Annotated in this window: 14 protein-coding genes; 4 read left to right on the forward strand and 10 right to left on the reverse strand. The window is 44.4% G+C overall.

Going from position 1 to position 16,791, the window contains the following annotated elements:
• Window positions 1–159 precede the first annotated feature (159 nt).
• Window positions 160–1,800, reverse strand: a complete 1,641-nt coding sequence (locus tag ACTHPA_RS18315) for an SWIM zinc finger family protein (RefSeq protein WP_440502385.1) — start codon at window positions 1,798–1,800, stop codon at window positions 160–162.
• A 226-nt stretch (window positions 1,801–2,026) separates the two neighbouring features.
• On the opposite strand from ACTHPA_RS18315, the gene ACTHPA_RS18320 reads away from it, so the two are divergent.
• Entirely contained in the window at window positions 2,027–3,367 is a 1,341-nt protein-coding gene (locus ACTHPA_RS18320; RefSeq protein WP_440502386.1) for a S8 family peptidase, read from the forward strand.
• Between the two features lie 186 nt (window positions 3,368–3,553).
• Here ACTHPA_RS18320 and ACTHPA_RS18325 read toward each other — a convergent pair whose 3' ends face one another.
• Window positions 3,554–3,817 (reverse strand): excalibur calcium-binding domain-containing protein, encoded by a 264-nt coding sequence (locus ACTHPA_RS18325; RefSeq protein WP_440502387.1) that lies wholly within the window; start codon window positions 3,815–3,817, stop codon window positions 3,554–3,556.
• Window positions 3,818–4,026: 209 nt separating this feature from the next.
• On the opposite strand from ACTHPA_RS18325, the gene ACTHPA_RS18330 reads away from it, so the two are divergent.
• Window positions 4,027–4,668 (forward strand): metal-dependent hydrolase, encoded by a 642-nt coding sequence (locus ACTHPA_RS18330; protein WP_440502388.1) that lies wholly within the window; start codon window positions 4,027–4,029, stop codon window positions 4,666–4,668.
• Between the two features lie 114 nt (window positions 4,669–4,782).
• On the opposite strand, the gene ACTHPA_RS18335 is transcribed toward ACTHPA_RS18330, so the two are convergent.
• The 5 genes from ACTHPA_RS18335 to ACTHPA_RS18355 all read right to left on the reverse strand — a co-directional run bounded on the left by ACTHPA_RS18335 (window position 4,783) and on the right by ACTHPA_RS18355 (window position 9,219).
• Window positions 4,783–5,298, reverse strand: coding sequence for a DUF6904 family protein (locus ACTHPA_RS18335; protein WP_440502389.1), 516 nt, complete (start codon window positions 5,296–5,298; stop codon window positions 4,783–4,785).
• Window positions 5,298–5,501 (reverse strand): DUF6904 family protein, encoded by a 204-nt coding sequence (locus ACTHPA_RS18340; protein ID WP_440502390.1) that lies wholly within the window; start codon window positions 5,499–5,501, stop codon window positions 5,298–5,300. Before ACTHPA_RS18340 ends, ACTHPA_RS18335 begins: the two co-directional genes overlap by 1 nt.
• A 309-nt stretch (window positions 5,502–5,810) precedes the next feature.
• A complete protein-coding gene (locus ACTHPA_RS18345) occupies window positions 5,811–6,398 on the reverse strand; it encodes a class D sortase (protein ID WP_440502391.1) in 588 nt (195 codons plus the stop codon).
• A 16-nt stretch (window positions 6,399–6,414) separates the two neighbouring features.
• On the reverse strand, window positions 6,415–8,079 hold the full coding sequence (locus ACTHPA_RS18350; RefSeq protein WP_440502392.1) for a hypothetical protein: 1,665 nt from the start codon (window positions 8,077–8,079) through the stop codon (window positions 6,415–6,417).
• 24 nt (window positions 8,080–8,103) lie between these two features.
• Window positions 8,104–9,219, reverse strand: coding sequence for a hypothetical protein (locus tag ACTHPA_RS18355; protein WP_440502393.1), 1,116 nt, complete (start codon window positions 9,217–9,219; stop codon window positions 8,104–8,106).
• A 207-nt stretch (window positions 9,220–9,426) separates the two neighbouring features.
• Here ACTHPA_RS18355 and ACTHPA_RS18360 point away from each other — a divergent pair, with 207 nt between their 5' ends.
• A complete protein-coding gene (locus tag ACTHPA_RS18360; protein ID WP_440502394.1) occupies window positions 9,427–9,900 on the forward strand; it encodes a hypothetical protein in 474 nt (157 codons plus the stop codon).
• Between the two features lie 153 nt (window positions 9,901–10,053).
• Here ACTHPA_RS18360 and ACTHPA_RS18365 read toward each other — a convergent pair whose 3' ends face one another.
• The 3 genes from ACTHPA_RS18365 to ACTHPA_RS18375 are packed head-to-tail and all read right to left on the reverse strand — an operon-like array spanning window position 10,054 to window position 14,853.
• Window positions 10,054–11,868, reverse strand: coding sequence for an ABC transporter substrate-binding protein (locus tag ACTHPA_RS18365; protein WP_440502395.1), 1,815 nt, complete (start codon window positions 11,866–11,868; stop codon window positions 10,054–10,056).
• Window positions 11,869–11,924: 56 nt separating this feature from the next.
• Window positions 11,925–13,421 (reverse strand): ABC transporter permease, encoded by a 1,497-nt coding sequence (locus tag ACTHPA_RS18370; RefSeq protein ID WP_440502396.1) that lies wholly within the window; start codon window positions 13,419–13,421, stop codon window positions 11,925–11,927.
• Window positions 13,422–13,434: 13 nt separating this feature from the next.
• Entirely contained in the window at window positions 13,435–14,853 is a 1,419-nt protein-coding gene (locus ACTHPA_RS18375; protein WP_440502397.1) for an ABC transporter permease, read from the reverse strand.
• Window positions 14,854–14,973: 120 nt separating this feature from the next.
• Between ACTHPA_RS18375 and ACTHPA_RS18380 the strand changes: the two genes are divergently transcribed.
• Window positions 14,974–16,707, forward strand: coding sequence for an ABC transporter ATP-binding protein (locus tag ACTHPA_RS18380; protein ID WP_440502398.1), 1,734 nt, complete (start codon window positions 14,974–14,976; stop codon window positions 16,705–16,707).
• The last annotated feature ends 84 nt before the right edge of the window (window positions 16,708–16,791 follow it).

A 16,791-nucleotide genomic window follows, 5' to 3' on the forward strand; every position in this document is an offset into this window, starting at 1 on the left:
AATAGAACTAAAGTTCATGAGCGGACGAGCGAGACGAGCAACAACGGATGCGAGCGTTTGTCAACAGGCTGAAAGGAAGTCACTTCAATAGAGTGACTTCCTTTTAATTGTAGTGTATTATCTGAATTGCTTGCTGCACAGGCACCGCTAAAAGAATCTCTACAGCTTGCTTAATTCATCAAGGAAGGCGGGGCGATTTTTATTTGTTTGCTCGAGCTCTTTGGCCAGGTTCATTTGGGCTTCGTGCCCGGCAAGTTTTCGGAAGCGCTTCAACAATTTGCAAACTTCCTTGTATTGCTTTCGATTAAATGCATTTTCGGCATTCTCTCTAATATGAGATCCGAAAAGCCGGATCGCCTCATCTTTGTGGGAATCTAACAAGTATTTCAAATAACGTTCAATCGTCGAAGGATATTGGCGTACATAATCCAGTATGGCGTCTACGTCGTTTTCCGTCTCGATCAGTTGGACATACATCCTATCATTTTTGTCTGCCAATTCTTGCTTCAACTCATCATAAAAAGAAGATTCATCAGCAGCGAGCTCCTTCAACTCCGAATAGTACTTAAAATCCCCTCCCATTAGCAACTCTTTGCCGATTTTCATTTGCTCCGAATAAGACTTTAATTGTTGATATGCTCGATAACGCCATTTTTTCCATCTTGTAACCAAGCCTCGGTACTTCCTGTCCATACACTCCCCTTCGGAAGCGAGCGCCAATACACTTTCATATTTTTCTTCATCCATCGCATATTGCATCAACCGCTTCCGGAATGATGGGTAGCCTATGTTATCCTGGAGAAATCGCTTTGCTTCCTCTGTCGTGCCGAACGTTTCAATGAGATCGTACATCAAATTAAAAATCCGTTCATTTTCGTACCGACCATAATCATTTGCAGACGAGTCCATTACCATTGCTTCCAACTCATCCATTAAAACTTGTTGCATTTGAACATTTCCCGCAAATTTCAAACCGATGCCGAGCACATCAATTCGAAAATCACTCCATCCTTCGAGTATGTCAGATTTCGACAAACGAATGAGCCTGTCCAACATCTCACTTTGTTCGGCAGCTTCCAAAGGTCCATGCGCAATCGTGTCCATTGTTTTTATTATTTGATCTAATAAAAACCCGATGTCACCGTTCGAGTCATCTGCGTATTGAAAAGATTTTATCCCTTCATTCAACAGCAACTCGGCAATTTCCATGGCAACCAACGAATTTTTCACCGTTTCGACTTTATTCAGCACAACAAATAATTCATTCAAGAAGTCGCCAATATATTTATATGTAATAAACCCTTCTCTTCCAACATATTTCTCAACAATCGACTCAATCATCTTCTTGAAACGAGCAATCTCTTGCTGCTCATCGACCGTTGCATAGTTGAAGAGCAACTCATTATGTAGACTTGGGTCTTTATCCGCTAAATCAATGAGTATATCAATTAGTTCCACTTTGGAAAGACTTTCAAGTATTGTTTTCAAATTCGGCAGTTCGTTAGGTGTAGCCTCAGAAAAATCATTATCCTTCAGTCTATCGATCAACTCATAATAAACAGCGACTTCATGTTTACAAACTGGTCCCAAATCAAACGGACAATCACAATATGACATAAGGATATTGCTTTCACTATCTAGCTGAACAGAAACTTCATACATATCCGCTCCCTCAACGAGCGCACTGTATCGCCCGTCGCCAAGACGTACAAGTTTTGCAACGAATCCCGCATCAAAATACTCGGAACCACGTTCTACGATAGTAGGGTTCACTACCTCTTCAAAATCGTAAAGATTCATCGCGCTTTCCCCTCTCTTCTTGCGGTGCAATACTTTTACTATACCAATACGACACCCCTCCGGAAAATCCTTTATTTTGTAGGTGTTGATGCCTGTGCAAGGCGCATTTATGACAATTCACTATGAAACATATATATACACAAAATCAACTTGCACAGGCACCTGTTTGAAATGCCTCCATCCGTGCTATAGTTTAGTAGATAAGTAGAAGGTGGTGGCTTAATAGATGAAGAAGTTTGTAGGGACAAGTCTAGTTTCAGTGTTGCTCACGCTTAGCTTTGCAAGTTCCGTTGCATTGGCGAATGAAAGTGACAGGTTCTTAGTTGAAGTGCTCAATAAGGAAAATGAACCGATTATTGAAAGTGTACATAAGGATGAAGTAGAAGAGCTTACGGATGCGAAGGTGTTGCAGCCTGATTATATCCGTAAAATAGCGTTGCAAGCAGGTACTTGGCAAGCAAAATCGTGGGGGCCCGCTCATATCGGGGCAGACAAGTTAATTGAACGTACAAGAGAGTTAGAAGGAATCGTAATTGTGGCAGTTATTGACACGGGTGTCGACACAAACCACCCTTTCCTTCGTGACCGTTTGGTGGCGGGCTATGATGTATTGGATAAGGATTCAGATCCGATGGATGAGCATTTTCACGGCACGCATATGGCTGGTATTATTGCCGATACGACGCCGGCCAACGTGAAAATCATGCCGGTTCGAGCAGTGGACAAGGAAGGAAGGGGCTATGACAATCATATTGCAGAGGGAATTCGATATGCCGTTGATCATGGCGCTGACATCATTAACATGAGTTTTGTCGGTGAGGAGTATTCGACTTATTTAGCTGATGCAATCGGCTACGCACTTGAACATAACGTCGTTGTCGTCGTCGCGTCTGGGAATGAAAGTATAGATACATCCCCCCTTTATCCGGCGGGTGAACAAAAAGTGATCGTTGTCGGGGCATCCGATCGAAATGACCGAATTGCAGACTTCAGTAACACGGGAGCCTCTATCGATATTGCAGCACCTGGAGTCGATATCTTATCCAGCGTCCCGGGAGGTTCTTTCAAAAGTTATAGTGGCACTTCAACCGCCACACCTTTTGTCAGTGCAGTCGCCGCCATGCTAAAGCTGGAAGATCCGACTAGGACGGTGCTAGACATCGATCGGCTACTGAAGAAATATACGATCGATCGAGGGGCAGCAGGTTGGGATCCACAATTCGGAGAGGGAATTCTTAACCTCTCAACATACGATGAAAAGGTAACTCGAGAAATCTTATCTCCTCCAATGAATGTTTCATCGGACACCAAATCATTTCCATCACAAGAAGGCGTCCCTTTGAATAAAAGCTGGAGAGTCACCTTTGACCGGGCACTAACGCAAGGGGATAAAGTCGACATCCGAATTAACCGTTCAGGCAAGGATGTTCCTATCGTGACAGAAACAAAAGCAAATGAAATCATCGTAACCCCAATTCGTAAATTCTTCCCGCATTCAAACTATCAACTCTTGCTCTTTGTCGAAAATGGCGGGCAATATGAGATGAAATTCAGGACAGGGGAGTAACATTAGTTATCAGAATAGTTTCGGATCCTGTGGCAAGAAACATTTATGACAATTAAATAGTGAATATATAAATGCGAAAGGAAGCTCATGCAATAGTTATTTCATGAGCTTCCCTTTTTTGATTATGCAATTGTAGTGAATGAACTGAATAGTTTGCTGCACAGGCACCTACTTTGGCACCTACTTTTACCGTTCGCAAGCAATACCGTCTTTATCACGGTCCATTTTTGAGTGCAGTTTATAAATTTCTGCTGATACGAAAGGCTTGTACTTAGTTTTTCCTCCAACGTTTCGGACTTTAGCATTCTTAGCGACGCCGCCTGGATAGGTTTTAGTTAACTCGGTGCAATTTTTGAACTTTGCAGGGGCAGCATTAGCCGAGTGAATTGGCATAGCAAGCAAAAGAAAGGCTAGGGACATGGCGATTAATCCAGACAAAATCTTTCTCATTCTCATCTCTCCAACTATTAATATTTGTAAATAATTGTAACATAAAATAACAATTACACTCTTATAATTTTCATTTCTCTACTATTAATTTCAAACACCTTCTACCAATCTACCTACCTTAAACATTGCAAGTGCTAACATACACCCATTGCCTTCCACCCTGCCACTACGAGATAATAAGAAGATTACACAACAAGAGAGGTTTACAGATGAAAGGAAGTTCACACACAGCAATCGGCGTCACCGTCGGGGCAATTGCAGGGTTTCAAGTACAGCCTGACCTATATACCATCGCAATTTCATCTTTCGTTGGCGGCGTGTCGGCGTTAGTCCCCGACTTGGACACAAATGGGTTGGCGAGCAATCGGATCACCATTTCTAAGAAGTTCGCTCAATGGCTAATGCAGTTCGTCGGAATAGGTATTTTAATCGCGATTGCATATCAGTATTTCACAAAAGGCTTCGCGCCTTCCATTATTCTTTACGCAGGCATCGGATTGCTCTTTTTCATCGTATCGCGCTTCATAACTCAAAGAAGAACGTTGACGCTAACTGGAGTCATGGTGATGTGGCTTGGAATTGTGATGCACCAATCAATCGGCATCCTGTTGATCGGAAGCTATATCGTCATCGCATCGTTCCTGCCACACCGCTCCTACACCCACTCACTACTCGGGCTCGCTTTTTATGCGTTTATTTTGCATCAATTACAACAGGAATGGGCAATCGAAGGTCTGCTCATTGCCGGTATAGCCGGGTATGCCAGCCACTTAGTTGCGGATATGAAGCTTTTGCCAATGAACCGTCGAGGCGTCAAATGGTTCGCACCGCTTTGGAATAAAGAATGGTGAGATATATAGCATTTCAATTCGTATACTCATTGTGTGAATTGAACCTGGGAGCCACAGCTTAGGAGGTTGTGGCTCCACAGGCACCCTAAAGAGCGCCATTCACCCGAAGCCCCCTTACCACCGAAAATCCTCAGGGTAGCCTCCAGGATATCGAACAACGCTTAGCGACACCCCATCTTGCATGGCAATCTTCTCTATTTGACTCTTAATCTTTATATACTTAGCATCCTTATTAGCCACTCGTTTAGCCACAATACTCACATGTGCCAACCGCTTTGCTTTGTCCATTTTCAAAAATTCAATGTTAAGATGATCTATATATTGAGTGACGAAGTTTTGGTAATATCCAATAAAATTAGGTGTCAATAATCCCTTTAATAGCCGAAATTTACTTTCCCCTACTGTATTCTCAAGACATTCACCGATAATCGATTGAAATAAACGGAGGCGTGCTTGCGTGGAGTCCCAGAAATGTCGTCTATTTTTTGCCGACAATTCAATGAAATCATTTAAAACAAACCCGAGAAACAATAATTCTGGCCAAAGTACACGGATCCGAAAGTACGAATTATTCTCCAAAGACTCGATAGGACTTCTATTCACTATCTTTCGTTCCAAACCAATGGGCACTAGAATAACTTCCCTTTGTCCTTCGCCCCTTGATACAATTCATTACACAAATCCAAGATACGAAGCCGTATGTGCTCATACCCTAGATATTCTCCCTCTTCTCCAACAATCAATTTGATTGCTTCATTCAACGAACTAAGATCATTTCGATCGCCTGAAAGATAGATTCCCGCGTAATTTGGTGTATTTTCCAACCATATCATCTGCAATTCTCTCCTCTAGTAATCTAGTTGTAAATACATATATTATCACCTAGAATGAATTAGGTCCATTAAACTACCCAACATCCTTATATTGTAATTTAATCAGTTCTTATCATTTATTCAGCGATACCTCATCTAAAATCGGTGCCTGTGCAAGACACATTTATGACAATTCAACAAAAGTCATGAACATACAAAGAAAAGCCAGTCATCCCTCCATTTGACTGACTTTCCTTTTCACCAACATGCAATTGTAGTGAATAAACAGAATAGTTTCTTGCACAGGCACCGAAAAAATTCGCACAATTGTCAATCTACCCGCTCCCCTTGCACGACGAGCCTGTATTCGTTTGAGTACGCGGGGTAGCATGTAATGAGCGACATGAGCGCAATTCCTTCTTTGGATTCCAGCACTTCAACTTCATGCGGCTTAACGATTTTGATGTCGAAAACAGTGAATGACATCTCCTCTGCAGCTGTTTGGAATGTGAATTCTGTGCCGACTTCCATTTCATGAAGTCGATTAAAATATTTGCCGAATACATGGGCTTGGTGCCCGGCGATGGCGTAACTGCCGTTCATCTCGCCGGGCAAATCCATGTTTTCGATAGCACCAAGGGAATGGTTGAGCGTCTCCGCATCCGCTCCATGAAGTACCGGCGCTTCCAAGTCAATCGCAGGAATCGACAAGATGCCTTCCATCCCATTAAGATTAGTAGATTTGACCTTCTGTTCCGGCAACTCGACTGTCCCCTCTGTAGCTTGGACAGAACGAAATGCTTCAACTATTTCTTGTTGCTGCGCGTCACTTTTCGCATTGCCGTTCAAGAGCCAAGCGAACATCGCTACGCCAGACACTATTAACAACGTTCCAAGCATTTTCAAAGTTCGCTTCATCTGTTATCCACCGCTTTCAAGCCGCGGACCAAGTCGACTTTCCCATTTTCCTCAGTATAACTCCCATCGCCATGAGGCCTAGCGCAAGAAACGCCAACCGCTTTCCGTCCCAAAATCCGCCCGTTCTCGGTAATGAAGATTGGGAATCTGCGCTATTCATCGCAAGGCCCTTCATTACATTAGATTGCCCTGTTTCAGAAAGGCTTGATGCATCAGCAGTGCCGTTCAATTCTCCTGTTCGATAGCCTGAATCGGCGTCCACATTACCGGATATGCCATTTCCCGCGGATGATTCCTGTTCCGGTTCTTCTACTACGGCATCCGAACCGGAATTGTTCTCCAACGATCCCTCTATTTCACCGTTAAAACCGTCCCCGGAATCTCCCTCACTTGCAGGTGGCGTCACCATTTCCTGATTGGAATTCGACATAGCCCCTTCTTCATTCCCATCTGAAGAAGGATTATCGGTACTTTCCGGAATAGCGGGTACATCGCTTTCCTCTTCATTAACAGACGCATTTTCTTCCGCCACATCACCATTTTCCTCATCCGTCGATGGAGTTGTTACACTCGGTGCTTCATCAATCGCAATCTCGAACTGCCGTTTTCTCGTCAGCACATTCGCTGAAATGTCATCCGTTCCCGGCAATTTAACATTCAAACTCACACCGCTGCTCATCACCGAACCTTCGTCTTCCGCCATTTCCATTTTTCGGACAAGCACTCCAATAGACGCATCTTCAAGCAAACCATCATTCAAATCCGTTTGAATTAAACCCGACGAATAAGAGTTTCCATCCGCATCAGCCATCAAATGCTTATCCAACACACCGACATGCGTCTCACCAAGCAATGGCAAATCGTCTCCGTTCACTTCAACAAGACCTCCATCGAACGAGTTGACCGTCCTATCGCTCGAAGCTATGTCAACGTTAACATCATCTGTCACTGCAGTCTCCAATCCGACGGAAGCAAGGGAAGCTTTCGAATCCGAATTTGTTTCCTCGCGCTTCAACACTGAAACTCCTATATCATCCAAAAGCCCATCATCGTCGACGGAAACATCAACTACAGCCGACTTTTCCTTGCCTTCTGCTTTCTCCATCGCCAATATATCAACAGACGCATCTTCAAGCAAACCATCATTCAAATCTGTTTGAATTAAACCCGATGAATCAGAATTTCCCTCTTCACCAACAGTCACATGTTCATCCAACACACCGACATGCGTCTCACCAAGCAAAGGCAAATCGTCTCCATTCACTTCGATTACCCCGCCATCAAACGAATTCGATGTCTGTTCGTCGGACAAAACATCGACTGTCACATCATCCGTCAAGGAAGACTCCAATTCGACCGTCGCCACAGATGTTTTTGTATCGGTTTCCTCCAACACCGAAACATCCAAATCATCGACAACACCGCTACTTACCTCAACTGTTGCCAATGCGTCCGAATCGTCATTTTCCGGGTCGGATGGAATATTCACGTTAACATCACCGACAATCGGCAAATCCAAAATTTCGACATCAAGCACCGAAGACTTGCCGTCCTCTTTACTTAAAACATTTACATCCACGAATGAATCACCTTCATCTGCCGACGCATTCGAAGGCGATAAACCAAGCAAAATACATAGACCAAACGATAAAACTCCAACATTTTTCAATTTATTTTTCATTTTATTTCCTCTCCTTTTTTACTTTTATACTTGTAAAAAAGGAGTAGTTTGGGGTGGTTGGCCGGGTGGCGCGTGAACCCATTGGATCCTCATTTGTTCATCGGAATGAATCCATTGCCTGCCAGACATAATGTGCAAAATCGCACATCCATTCATAATTCCCGCCACGACATCTGCATTCCCTCCCAAAAATACTGGAGAAGAGATTGATGTTGTGCCAGTCGTTATCGCAATCGGAATCCCTTCCCACTGCGTTTTTGATTCGACAGGAATCGTGTGTGTTTCATGCACAACTGGCTTTCCTTCCTTAACTTTGACACTGCCAGCAAACTGCTTCTCAAGACTCGGGGCAATTTGTTGAGGAGTTTCATTCGAAATAAAAGTGATATCTTCATCTATTGCTTCCGGTTTAGTAGGTTCCGCAATTTCCGGGGAATGAACCGCAACTACCTCATCTTCAGCTGACGTTTCTTCGTTCATTTTTAGAACCGGCTGTTCAATTACTTCTTCAGACTTTGCATCAATAAGAGGCGCATCAACAGATTCGGAGAGTGCCGGTGTTTCATTCTCAATAACTACCTCAGTTAAATCCGTCGTTTCTTCAATTTCCACAATCTCAACAGTTTCGATCACCGGCTCAGTCGTCTCATTGACAACCTTTCCTACTTCGTTTACTACAGGAGAGACAACAGGAACTTCAGGCAATTCTTTCACTATCCCGGTCACTGATGTGGTTACAGTGTGTACAGTCTCTGTCGTGTTACCAACTACCGGTATAACATTGTCGACAGTCCCTTCTACAAAATCTTTCGTGCGATCTACAATCTCAGAAACTGGTTGTTCAGTAGAAGAATTCGTTAGCGTTTCAACCGTATCTTTTGTGAATGAAACAGTATCCTTCACCGTTTGATCTACACCTTCAACAGCAGATTCGACAACTGTTCCAACCGATTCAGTCGTGTCCTTCACCGATGATTCGACCTGATTCAACACGCCAGACAAAAGTCCTTTTCCCTCTCCGTCACCATCCTCAGCATGCGCAACAGCAACCGGCGCAATCAACACACAGAAGATGAGGCTAACAGAAAGGATCATCCATCTCACATAATTCACCTCCTTCGTACCATCCAATAATTTCAAAATACTCTATCTCCTTCTCTCGTACCCGTCTAACAAACACATAAACATAAATTGTACCGGTACCGTAGCCCTCTTTTTCAACCATAGTGAAGGAGTCCCTTGTACTAAACGACTAACATGCTCTACAGGTCTAGTTCGAATCGGATTAGAACGGATGATGTGAGGGAAGAATTTATCGTAATAAAAGAAAATTGAGGAGAGTTTTCAGTGGTAAAGAATCCGTGGTTCAAAAAAACAGTATTTGCAGCGCTGATCGGCTCAATCATTGTAGCCGTATTCCTTGTACTCAAGCCTAGTTCTCAATCAGTTGAACATGTACAAGCAGAAAAAAATAACAATTTCACCTCAGACGTAATACTAGTCGACGACTTTGCGTTTCAGATTACCAATTCATCACATAGCAAGTCAGAGCAAACTTTTTATTTTTCTGTGGAAAATATTGCAAACACCGAAGTATCGACGAACAGTATCTCATTCACCATTAAGAATGAAGGCAACGTTTACTCAAGCTGGAGCGTCGATATTGCAGATAGTCGATTGAATCCAGGAATGAGCACAACTGCAACAGTCACCTTTAAAATGTTGGATGCCTATCTGATGGATGGCCAACCAGTAATGGAAATCCAAAGAGGCGTGTTTTTCCCTGTCATCAAGCAGTTTGAGTTGGTAAAAGAGAGCTAAGATTATTCGTGCTTTATTTTAAACAAACGATTCACCTAAATAGGTCTACAGTTCCGTTTTGATGATAACTTTCGTTATTCAGTAGATAACTCTTCAAACATAAAAGTCAGTCGTTTACGTACACGACTGACTTTTGTGATCTTAATTATTCAATTACTCCGCCTGATATGCCGCTAAGAATTCTTTCACTTTTGCTGGGTCAGCTACTAGTTCATTGCCTGTTTCGACTAATGGGCTAACTGTTGAATAAGCTTTCTTCTTATTCCCTTGGTAGAAGTTCAAGAACTCATCTTGGTTGATGGAATAGAGAACGGCTTTCCGCAAGTTTTCGCTTTTCGCAACGTCACGGTCAGATCCGTTGAATAGCAAGTATGTGACGGCGTTGCTGTCATTCTTTTGCAACACTAACTTATCATCGTTCTCTACCAACTCATATTTCGTTTCCGGCACACCATTGAATAGATGAATCTCGCCGTTACGCAATGCAGACAATGCACTGTCCGCGTCTTCAATGAAGCGTACAGTAACGTTCGCGATTTTCGGTTCGAATTCGCTGTCTACGCGATATGCCGGGTTTTTCACAAAGTCCGCTTGGTAATCATTTTTCTTCACAAGGATGTATGGACCGCTCGCATACAGATGGTTATCATAGCTAGCCCCTTCCGTCACTGTGCGCTGATCGCCGTACGGAATATCTTTATTCACATCAAACGCCGCCACGTCGTATGTGTTAATGCTCTCCACTTGCTTTTTCGACACGATCCCAGCGGATTGGTGCGCCAAATAGTTCAATACTTGCGGGAATGGATCGTTTGTCGTCACTTTGACAACTTGGTATTTCCCTGCACTGCTGTCAGCTGCGGTTTTATCCCCAACAAGTTCCGTAATATCGGCTTTAAGACCTTCCCCAAGCGCATCAAGAACCGACCCTTCGCCACCAGACAACTTCGTGTCTTCCAGCTCCGCAAGATTTGTCACGATTTCGATATCCTTCATGCTTTCATGCAAGCTATACGTCCGGTGATCCGGCACCGATTCACCATCTTTCGCACGGTTCAATGAAAAGACGACATCATCCGCACCAACGCGCTCTCCTGTATCGACCGCTGTTCCATCCTCCACTTTCGCAAAGTTAATATCATCACGGAGAATGAAGTAATAATCCGAGTTACCTTCTCCAATCGCATAATTGTACGAAAGTGAGCCATCCGATACGACTTGGTCGTCATCCGTCAAATTGACGAGACGCACGTACATATTTGTATTCAACGTATTGATCGAGCCGTCATTCCCTTTGATCGGATCAAGCGACGTCAACGAACCGATCGCTTGCTGTGTAATCAACGCATCCGTATCACGCTTAGATGCATCATTGAAATCGATCGTCTCCCATGCGATCGCACGTGATTTCGCAAGACGGACTGTATCCGGGTTCAACACATCTTTATTGACCCCTTGCGCTTTGAATGAAATATAAAGCGGCGCAATATACGCTTTCTCATCTATAATGCGCTGTTCAAGCTGCTTATATGTCTCTTTGAATTCTTCAGGTGTTTGTGTGCTCGCTTTGTCAATCAATTTATCCACTTCAGCATCGTTAATATTGCTGTTATCACCGTCCGATTTGAATAAAGAACGAACCGCATAATCAGGATTTCCTGTCACAGTCGTCCAGCTCGATAACGCAATATCATAATTCCCTGCATCCCGCTGTGCTTTGAAGCTACCGTAATCGGGTTGGATGTTCAATTTCACGTCAAAGCCATTTTTGATTAACTGGTCCCGAACAATGTTCATATCTTCCTCGCCAGCACTCGTTCCAAGCAATTCAATTGTCGTCTTGCCGGAGCCACCGCCGCCTTTTGTCTCTCCGCCATCCTTCTCACCGGACACATCCGATTTCGTTTTCACACAGCCAGCCAACACAACGACAAGCGCAAGCAAAACAGCCAATAATCTTTTTCCCATAATCAATTCTCCTTTTCTTCTATCTACAATCATTCCGCCAAAACGATTTCCGCAAATTAATCAAGCCGCGGGTCAAGCGCATCCCTCAGCCCATCCCCTAAAAAGTTGAAAGACAGGACGAGCAAGATGATAGCAAGCCCCGGGAAGACCGCCAAATACGAATGGGATTCCAAATACGTGCTTCCGACCCGCAAAATATTCCCCCACTCCGGAATATGCGGCTCCACGCCAAGCCCTAAATAGCTCAAACTGCTCGTCGCAATGACTGCCCCGCCAATCGTTAACGTCGACTTAACGATCATCGGCGCCATCGAATTCGGCACGACTTGTTTGAAGATGATCGCCAAGTCAGAAGTGCCAAGTGCACGAGCCGAATCGACAAAGTCATAATTCGACACCATCAACACATTCGCTCTCATCGTACGGGCATACGTCGGAATGGACCCGACACTAAGCGCAATGATCAAGTTCACCGTATTCGCACCGAACGCCGCGATAATCGCAATCGCAAGCAAAATTCCCGGAATCGCATACAGCACATCAAGCACCCGCATGATCAAATTGTCCGTCCGGCTGCTGTAATAGCCGGCAATCCCGCCAAGGAATCCACCGATGACCGCCGGAATGACGGTCGATGCGAATCCGACTATCAAAGAAATCCTTGCACCGAACACGATCCGCGAAAACACATCGCGCCCGAAGTTATCTGTTCCGAACGGATAGGCCAAACTTGGCGATTGCAAAATATTACCGTAATCGTTCTCGACAGCAAGTGAATAATCGAACGTATACCGGCTCACAATCGAAATCGTCAGCATGAGGATAATGAAAAACATACCTAACGCTGCTGTCGAATTTCGCGTAATCTTTTCCCACATCACATTCCATTTCAAAATCCGTGAACGGTCGTTGCTCATTGATTTCAACAACAAGCTCCATCCTAAAACAAGCGCGAAGAGATTACCCGTCAATGCCGTTAGAAGTATAATGACAGCCATAATTGCCATCGAACGCGGAGCTTCCACTTCTCCGACCGACTTTGCCACGATGATCAAAACAGCTACATCAAATACCGCAATGCCGAGCAAAACGACCATCGCCGCTGGAAATGTGTCCGTCACATACGGTTTAAACATATTCATCGCTGAAATCGCGATGACGAATAGCTGCGTCAAAAACGTATACACAGCAAATGTGTATTCCGGCGTCTTCCGTTCATTGATTAAATTGAACGCGAAAGCCGCAGCGAACACATTCCCCGTCAATAAGCTGAGCAACTGTACATACCCAAGCCGCCGGGTCTTTTTTTGAATCACACCATGGAGCAGAAGATCTCTCTTCATTCTCCGCGTAATGTAAAACTGCAAAAGACTTGCAGCCAAATAGGCGATGAACAAAGCGAATACAAACGTATTCATATCCCCCGTTTTGAACGAGAAACTGTTCGCCAAAAAGAGCAATGAGATGATCAACGTAATAATCCATGTAAAATTCGCTTGGGGGTATTCCTTTGATAAAACCAATGCATGCCGATTATTCAGCTTCTTTTCCATCTTTACACCTGCTTTATGATTGTTTCATCTTCGAACGGATACGCGGATCGAGGAAAGCGTACAAAATATCGATCAGCAAGTTAACGAGTGATATTGTAATTGCAATATAGACGACGCCCCCCATAATAGCGGGAATATCTGGAATAAATTGCTTATCAACGATATAACTTCCAATCCCTTTAATATTGAAAACTTTCTCCGTTACCGCCGCTCCGCCAAGCATCCCGCCGAACATTAATCCAATGACGGTAATAACCGGAATCATTGCATTCCCGACTGCGTGCTTCCAAAGCATTTGGCCTTTCGTCAGCCCTTTAGCCCGCGCAGTAATGATGTAATCCTCGTGAATGATTTCGAGTAAAGACGAACGCATCATCCTCGCAATTGATGCCGTGAGGCCTGTTCCTAGCACAATAACCGGCATGATCATCGACCAGACATTTCCCGGGCTATAAGTGGCAGGCAGCCAATTGAGCTTGATCGAGAAATTCAAGATGAAAATAAGACCTTGCCAGAAATTGGGAATTGATAAACCGATCAGTGCGATGAACATGAATGACGTATCCAAAAACGAATTCGGCCGTGTTGCGGACAATATGCCTACCGGGATGGCAATGACGATTGCCATAAGGACGGAGAACATCGCAATCGTAAATGTAACTGGGAATTTATTCGCAATACTCGTCGCAACATCCTCACTACCCGCAAACGATGAACCGAGATCGAACGTCGCAATCCCTTTCAATGCATTCCATAGCTGTTGCAAATAAGGGAGGTCCAAACCATGAATCTGATTAAATGCGGCAATTTGTTCCTTCGTCGCCGATTCACCAAGGATGTTGGAAGCCGGATCGAATGGTGAAATATAAAGAATGGAAAAAACGAGTATCCCTACCCCGATGATGACAAACACGCTTTGGACGAGACGTTCCATAATATATTTCAAAAATGGATTGCTCATCAACAACAGCCACGCATACATAATGACACCTGGTACTAATGAAGCGATGAGGAACACGGGCCGTTCAAGGAGAGACATGAAGTATGTAGAGTATGTCTCTTTTCTTGCACCTATTTTCGCAAGCCTTGCATCGGTCCGTCGCACAACCTCTTCCTCGAACCGTTCGTCTGCCAGCTTTTCCGCCTCTCTATGAATCACTTCGCGGCTTCTATTCTCCTCGAAAAACACCGCTTTCCGCAGCAGCTGGTCCTCGTACTCTTTTACATAATCGTTGCGTCTATCGTCCGATAGCTCCCGCTCGACATCTGCCTTCGTCGCTTCGTATGTATTGTCTTTTCTCTTCAATAAATAAAAGAGATAAACAAGTAAATGGAGAGGCAACCCTGTTAAATAGAGCAAAAACCGATAGTACGACCTTCGATGCGCCTCTAGGAACGTTCTCTTGAGCAAGGCAGATATGCCAAGTTTCATCCATAGTCCCCTCCTTCACTATATTGTATAATTCCTATCGGTATACTATACTATATTCAAACATAAAGTTGTTGTCAATTTAAGATTTTTTAATCTTGATGACAGATAGGGGGATTTTGTATGTCGGATACAGTGTTGCGCGTGACGGATCTTCATGTTTCATTCGCCGGAAGGGAAGAAGATTTCAATGCAGTACGCGGAGTAAACTTTGAAGTAAAAAAAGGGGAAACGTTAGGAATCGTCGGGGAATCCGGTAGCGGAAAGAGCGTCACTGCACGCTCCATCATGCGCCTGCTCCCTTCCCCTCCATCCTATATGAAGCAAGGCATCATCGAATTTCAAGGAGAGGATCTCTCTGTAAAGACGGAAAAAGAAATGGAAAGCATCCGCGGGAAAGAAATCGGAATGATCTTCCAAGATCCGATGACTTCTTTAAATCCAACCATAAGGGTAGGAAAACAAATTGCAGAAAGCCTAGTGAAACATAGAGGTTTATCGAAAAGAGAAGCGAAAAAGGAAGCAATTGAGCTACTGAAGCTTGTCGGAATCAAAAACAGTGAAAGGCGTTTTACCCAGTATCCCCACGAATTTTCGGGAGGCATGCGTCAGCGGGTAATGATTGCTATCGCACTTGCATGCAGGCCGTCCCTCTTAATTGCTGATGAACCGACAACAGCGCTTGACGTGACAATTCAAGCGCAAATTTTAGATTTGATGAAAAGCATGCAGCAACGTTTCGGCACGTCGATTATTTTGATTACGCATGATTTCGGTGTCGTCGCAGGGATGTGTGACCGCGTCGCGGTTATGAAAGACGGGGAAATTGTCGAAACAGGGACGACAATCGACATTTTCGAAAACCCGCAGCACCCGTATACGAAAAAATTATTGAACGCATTGCCACGCCTCGATGAAAAAAAGAAGGCAAAACGGCCTCCGCATATTAAAAAAGGTGTGGATACTTCGATTCCACTCGTTCAAGTCGATTCGCTTCGACAGCATTTCGACAGCGAAAAAGGCGAGACGTTGAAAGCGGTCGATGATATTAGCTTCTATATCCGACCCGGAGAAACATTAGGGCTCGTTGGCGAATCCGGATCTGGTAAATCAACAACAGGCCGCGCCATCCTGCGGCTCAATGAACCGACAGCAGGCGACATTCTTTACCAAGGAATCGCCGTCAACCGGTTATCGAAAGATGAAATGAAAACGATGCGCCGCCATATGCAAATGATCTTCCAAGATCCGTATTCATCTTTGAATCCACGATTCAAAGTACTAGATATAATCGGGCAGGCACTAGACATCCATAAACTGAGCAAATCGAAGGCGGAACGAAAAAAGAGAGTGGAAGAGCTGCTTGAAATGGTCGGACTTAAACCGGAGCACGCCATGCGGTACCCTCATGAATTTTCAGGGGGACAGCGCCAACGAATCGGCATCGCCCGTGCCTTAGCAGTCGAGCCCGACTTCATCGTTTGCGACGAACCGCTATCCGCACTCGATGTTTCGATTCAAACCCAAATCGTCGAACTGCTTGAGGATCTGCAACATCGACTCGGTCTCACCTATCTATTTATCGCCCACGACCTATCGATGGTAAAACATTTAAGCGACCGGGTCGCCGTTATGTACGCCGGCAAAATCGTCGAACTAGCAGAAAGCGAGGAACTGTACAGCAACCCTTTGCACCCATATACAAAATCCTTGCTCTCTGCCATCCCAATTCCAGATCCCAAAGTCGAAGCAAACAAAAAGCGCCACATCCCAGCAGAAAGCACGACACCCGACCGCTACAACCTAGAAAACGCCCAACTAATAGAAGTGACACAAGGCCACTGGGTCGCGATGTAAGCGGTGCCCATTAGCGTTGCAGGTCAAGGAATATCTGGAAAATGGTCCACTTTAATGAATACTATTGCTTGAATAAACACAAAA

It is taken from the genome of Sporosarcina sp. SAFN-015 (assembly GCF_051966875.1).
Lineage (GTDB): Bacteria > Bacillota > Bacilli > Bacillales_A > Planococcaceae > Sporosarcina.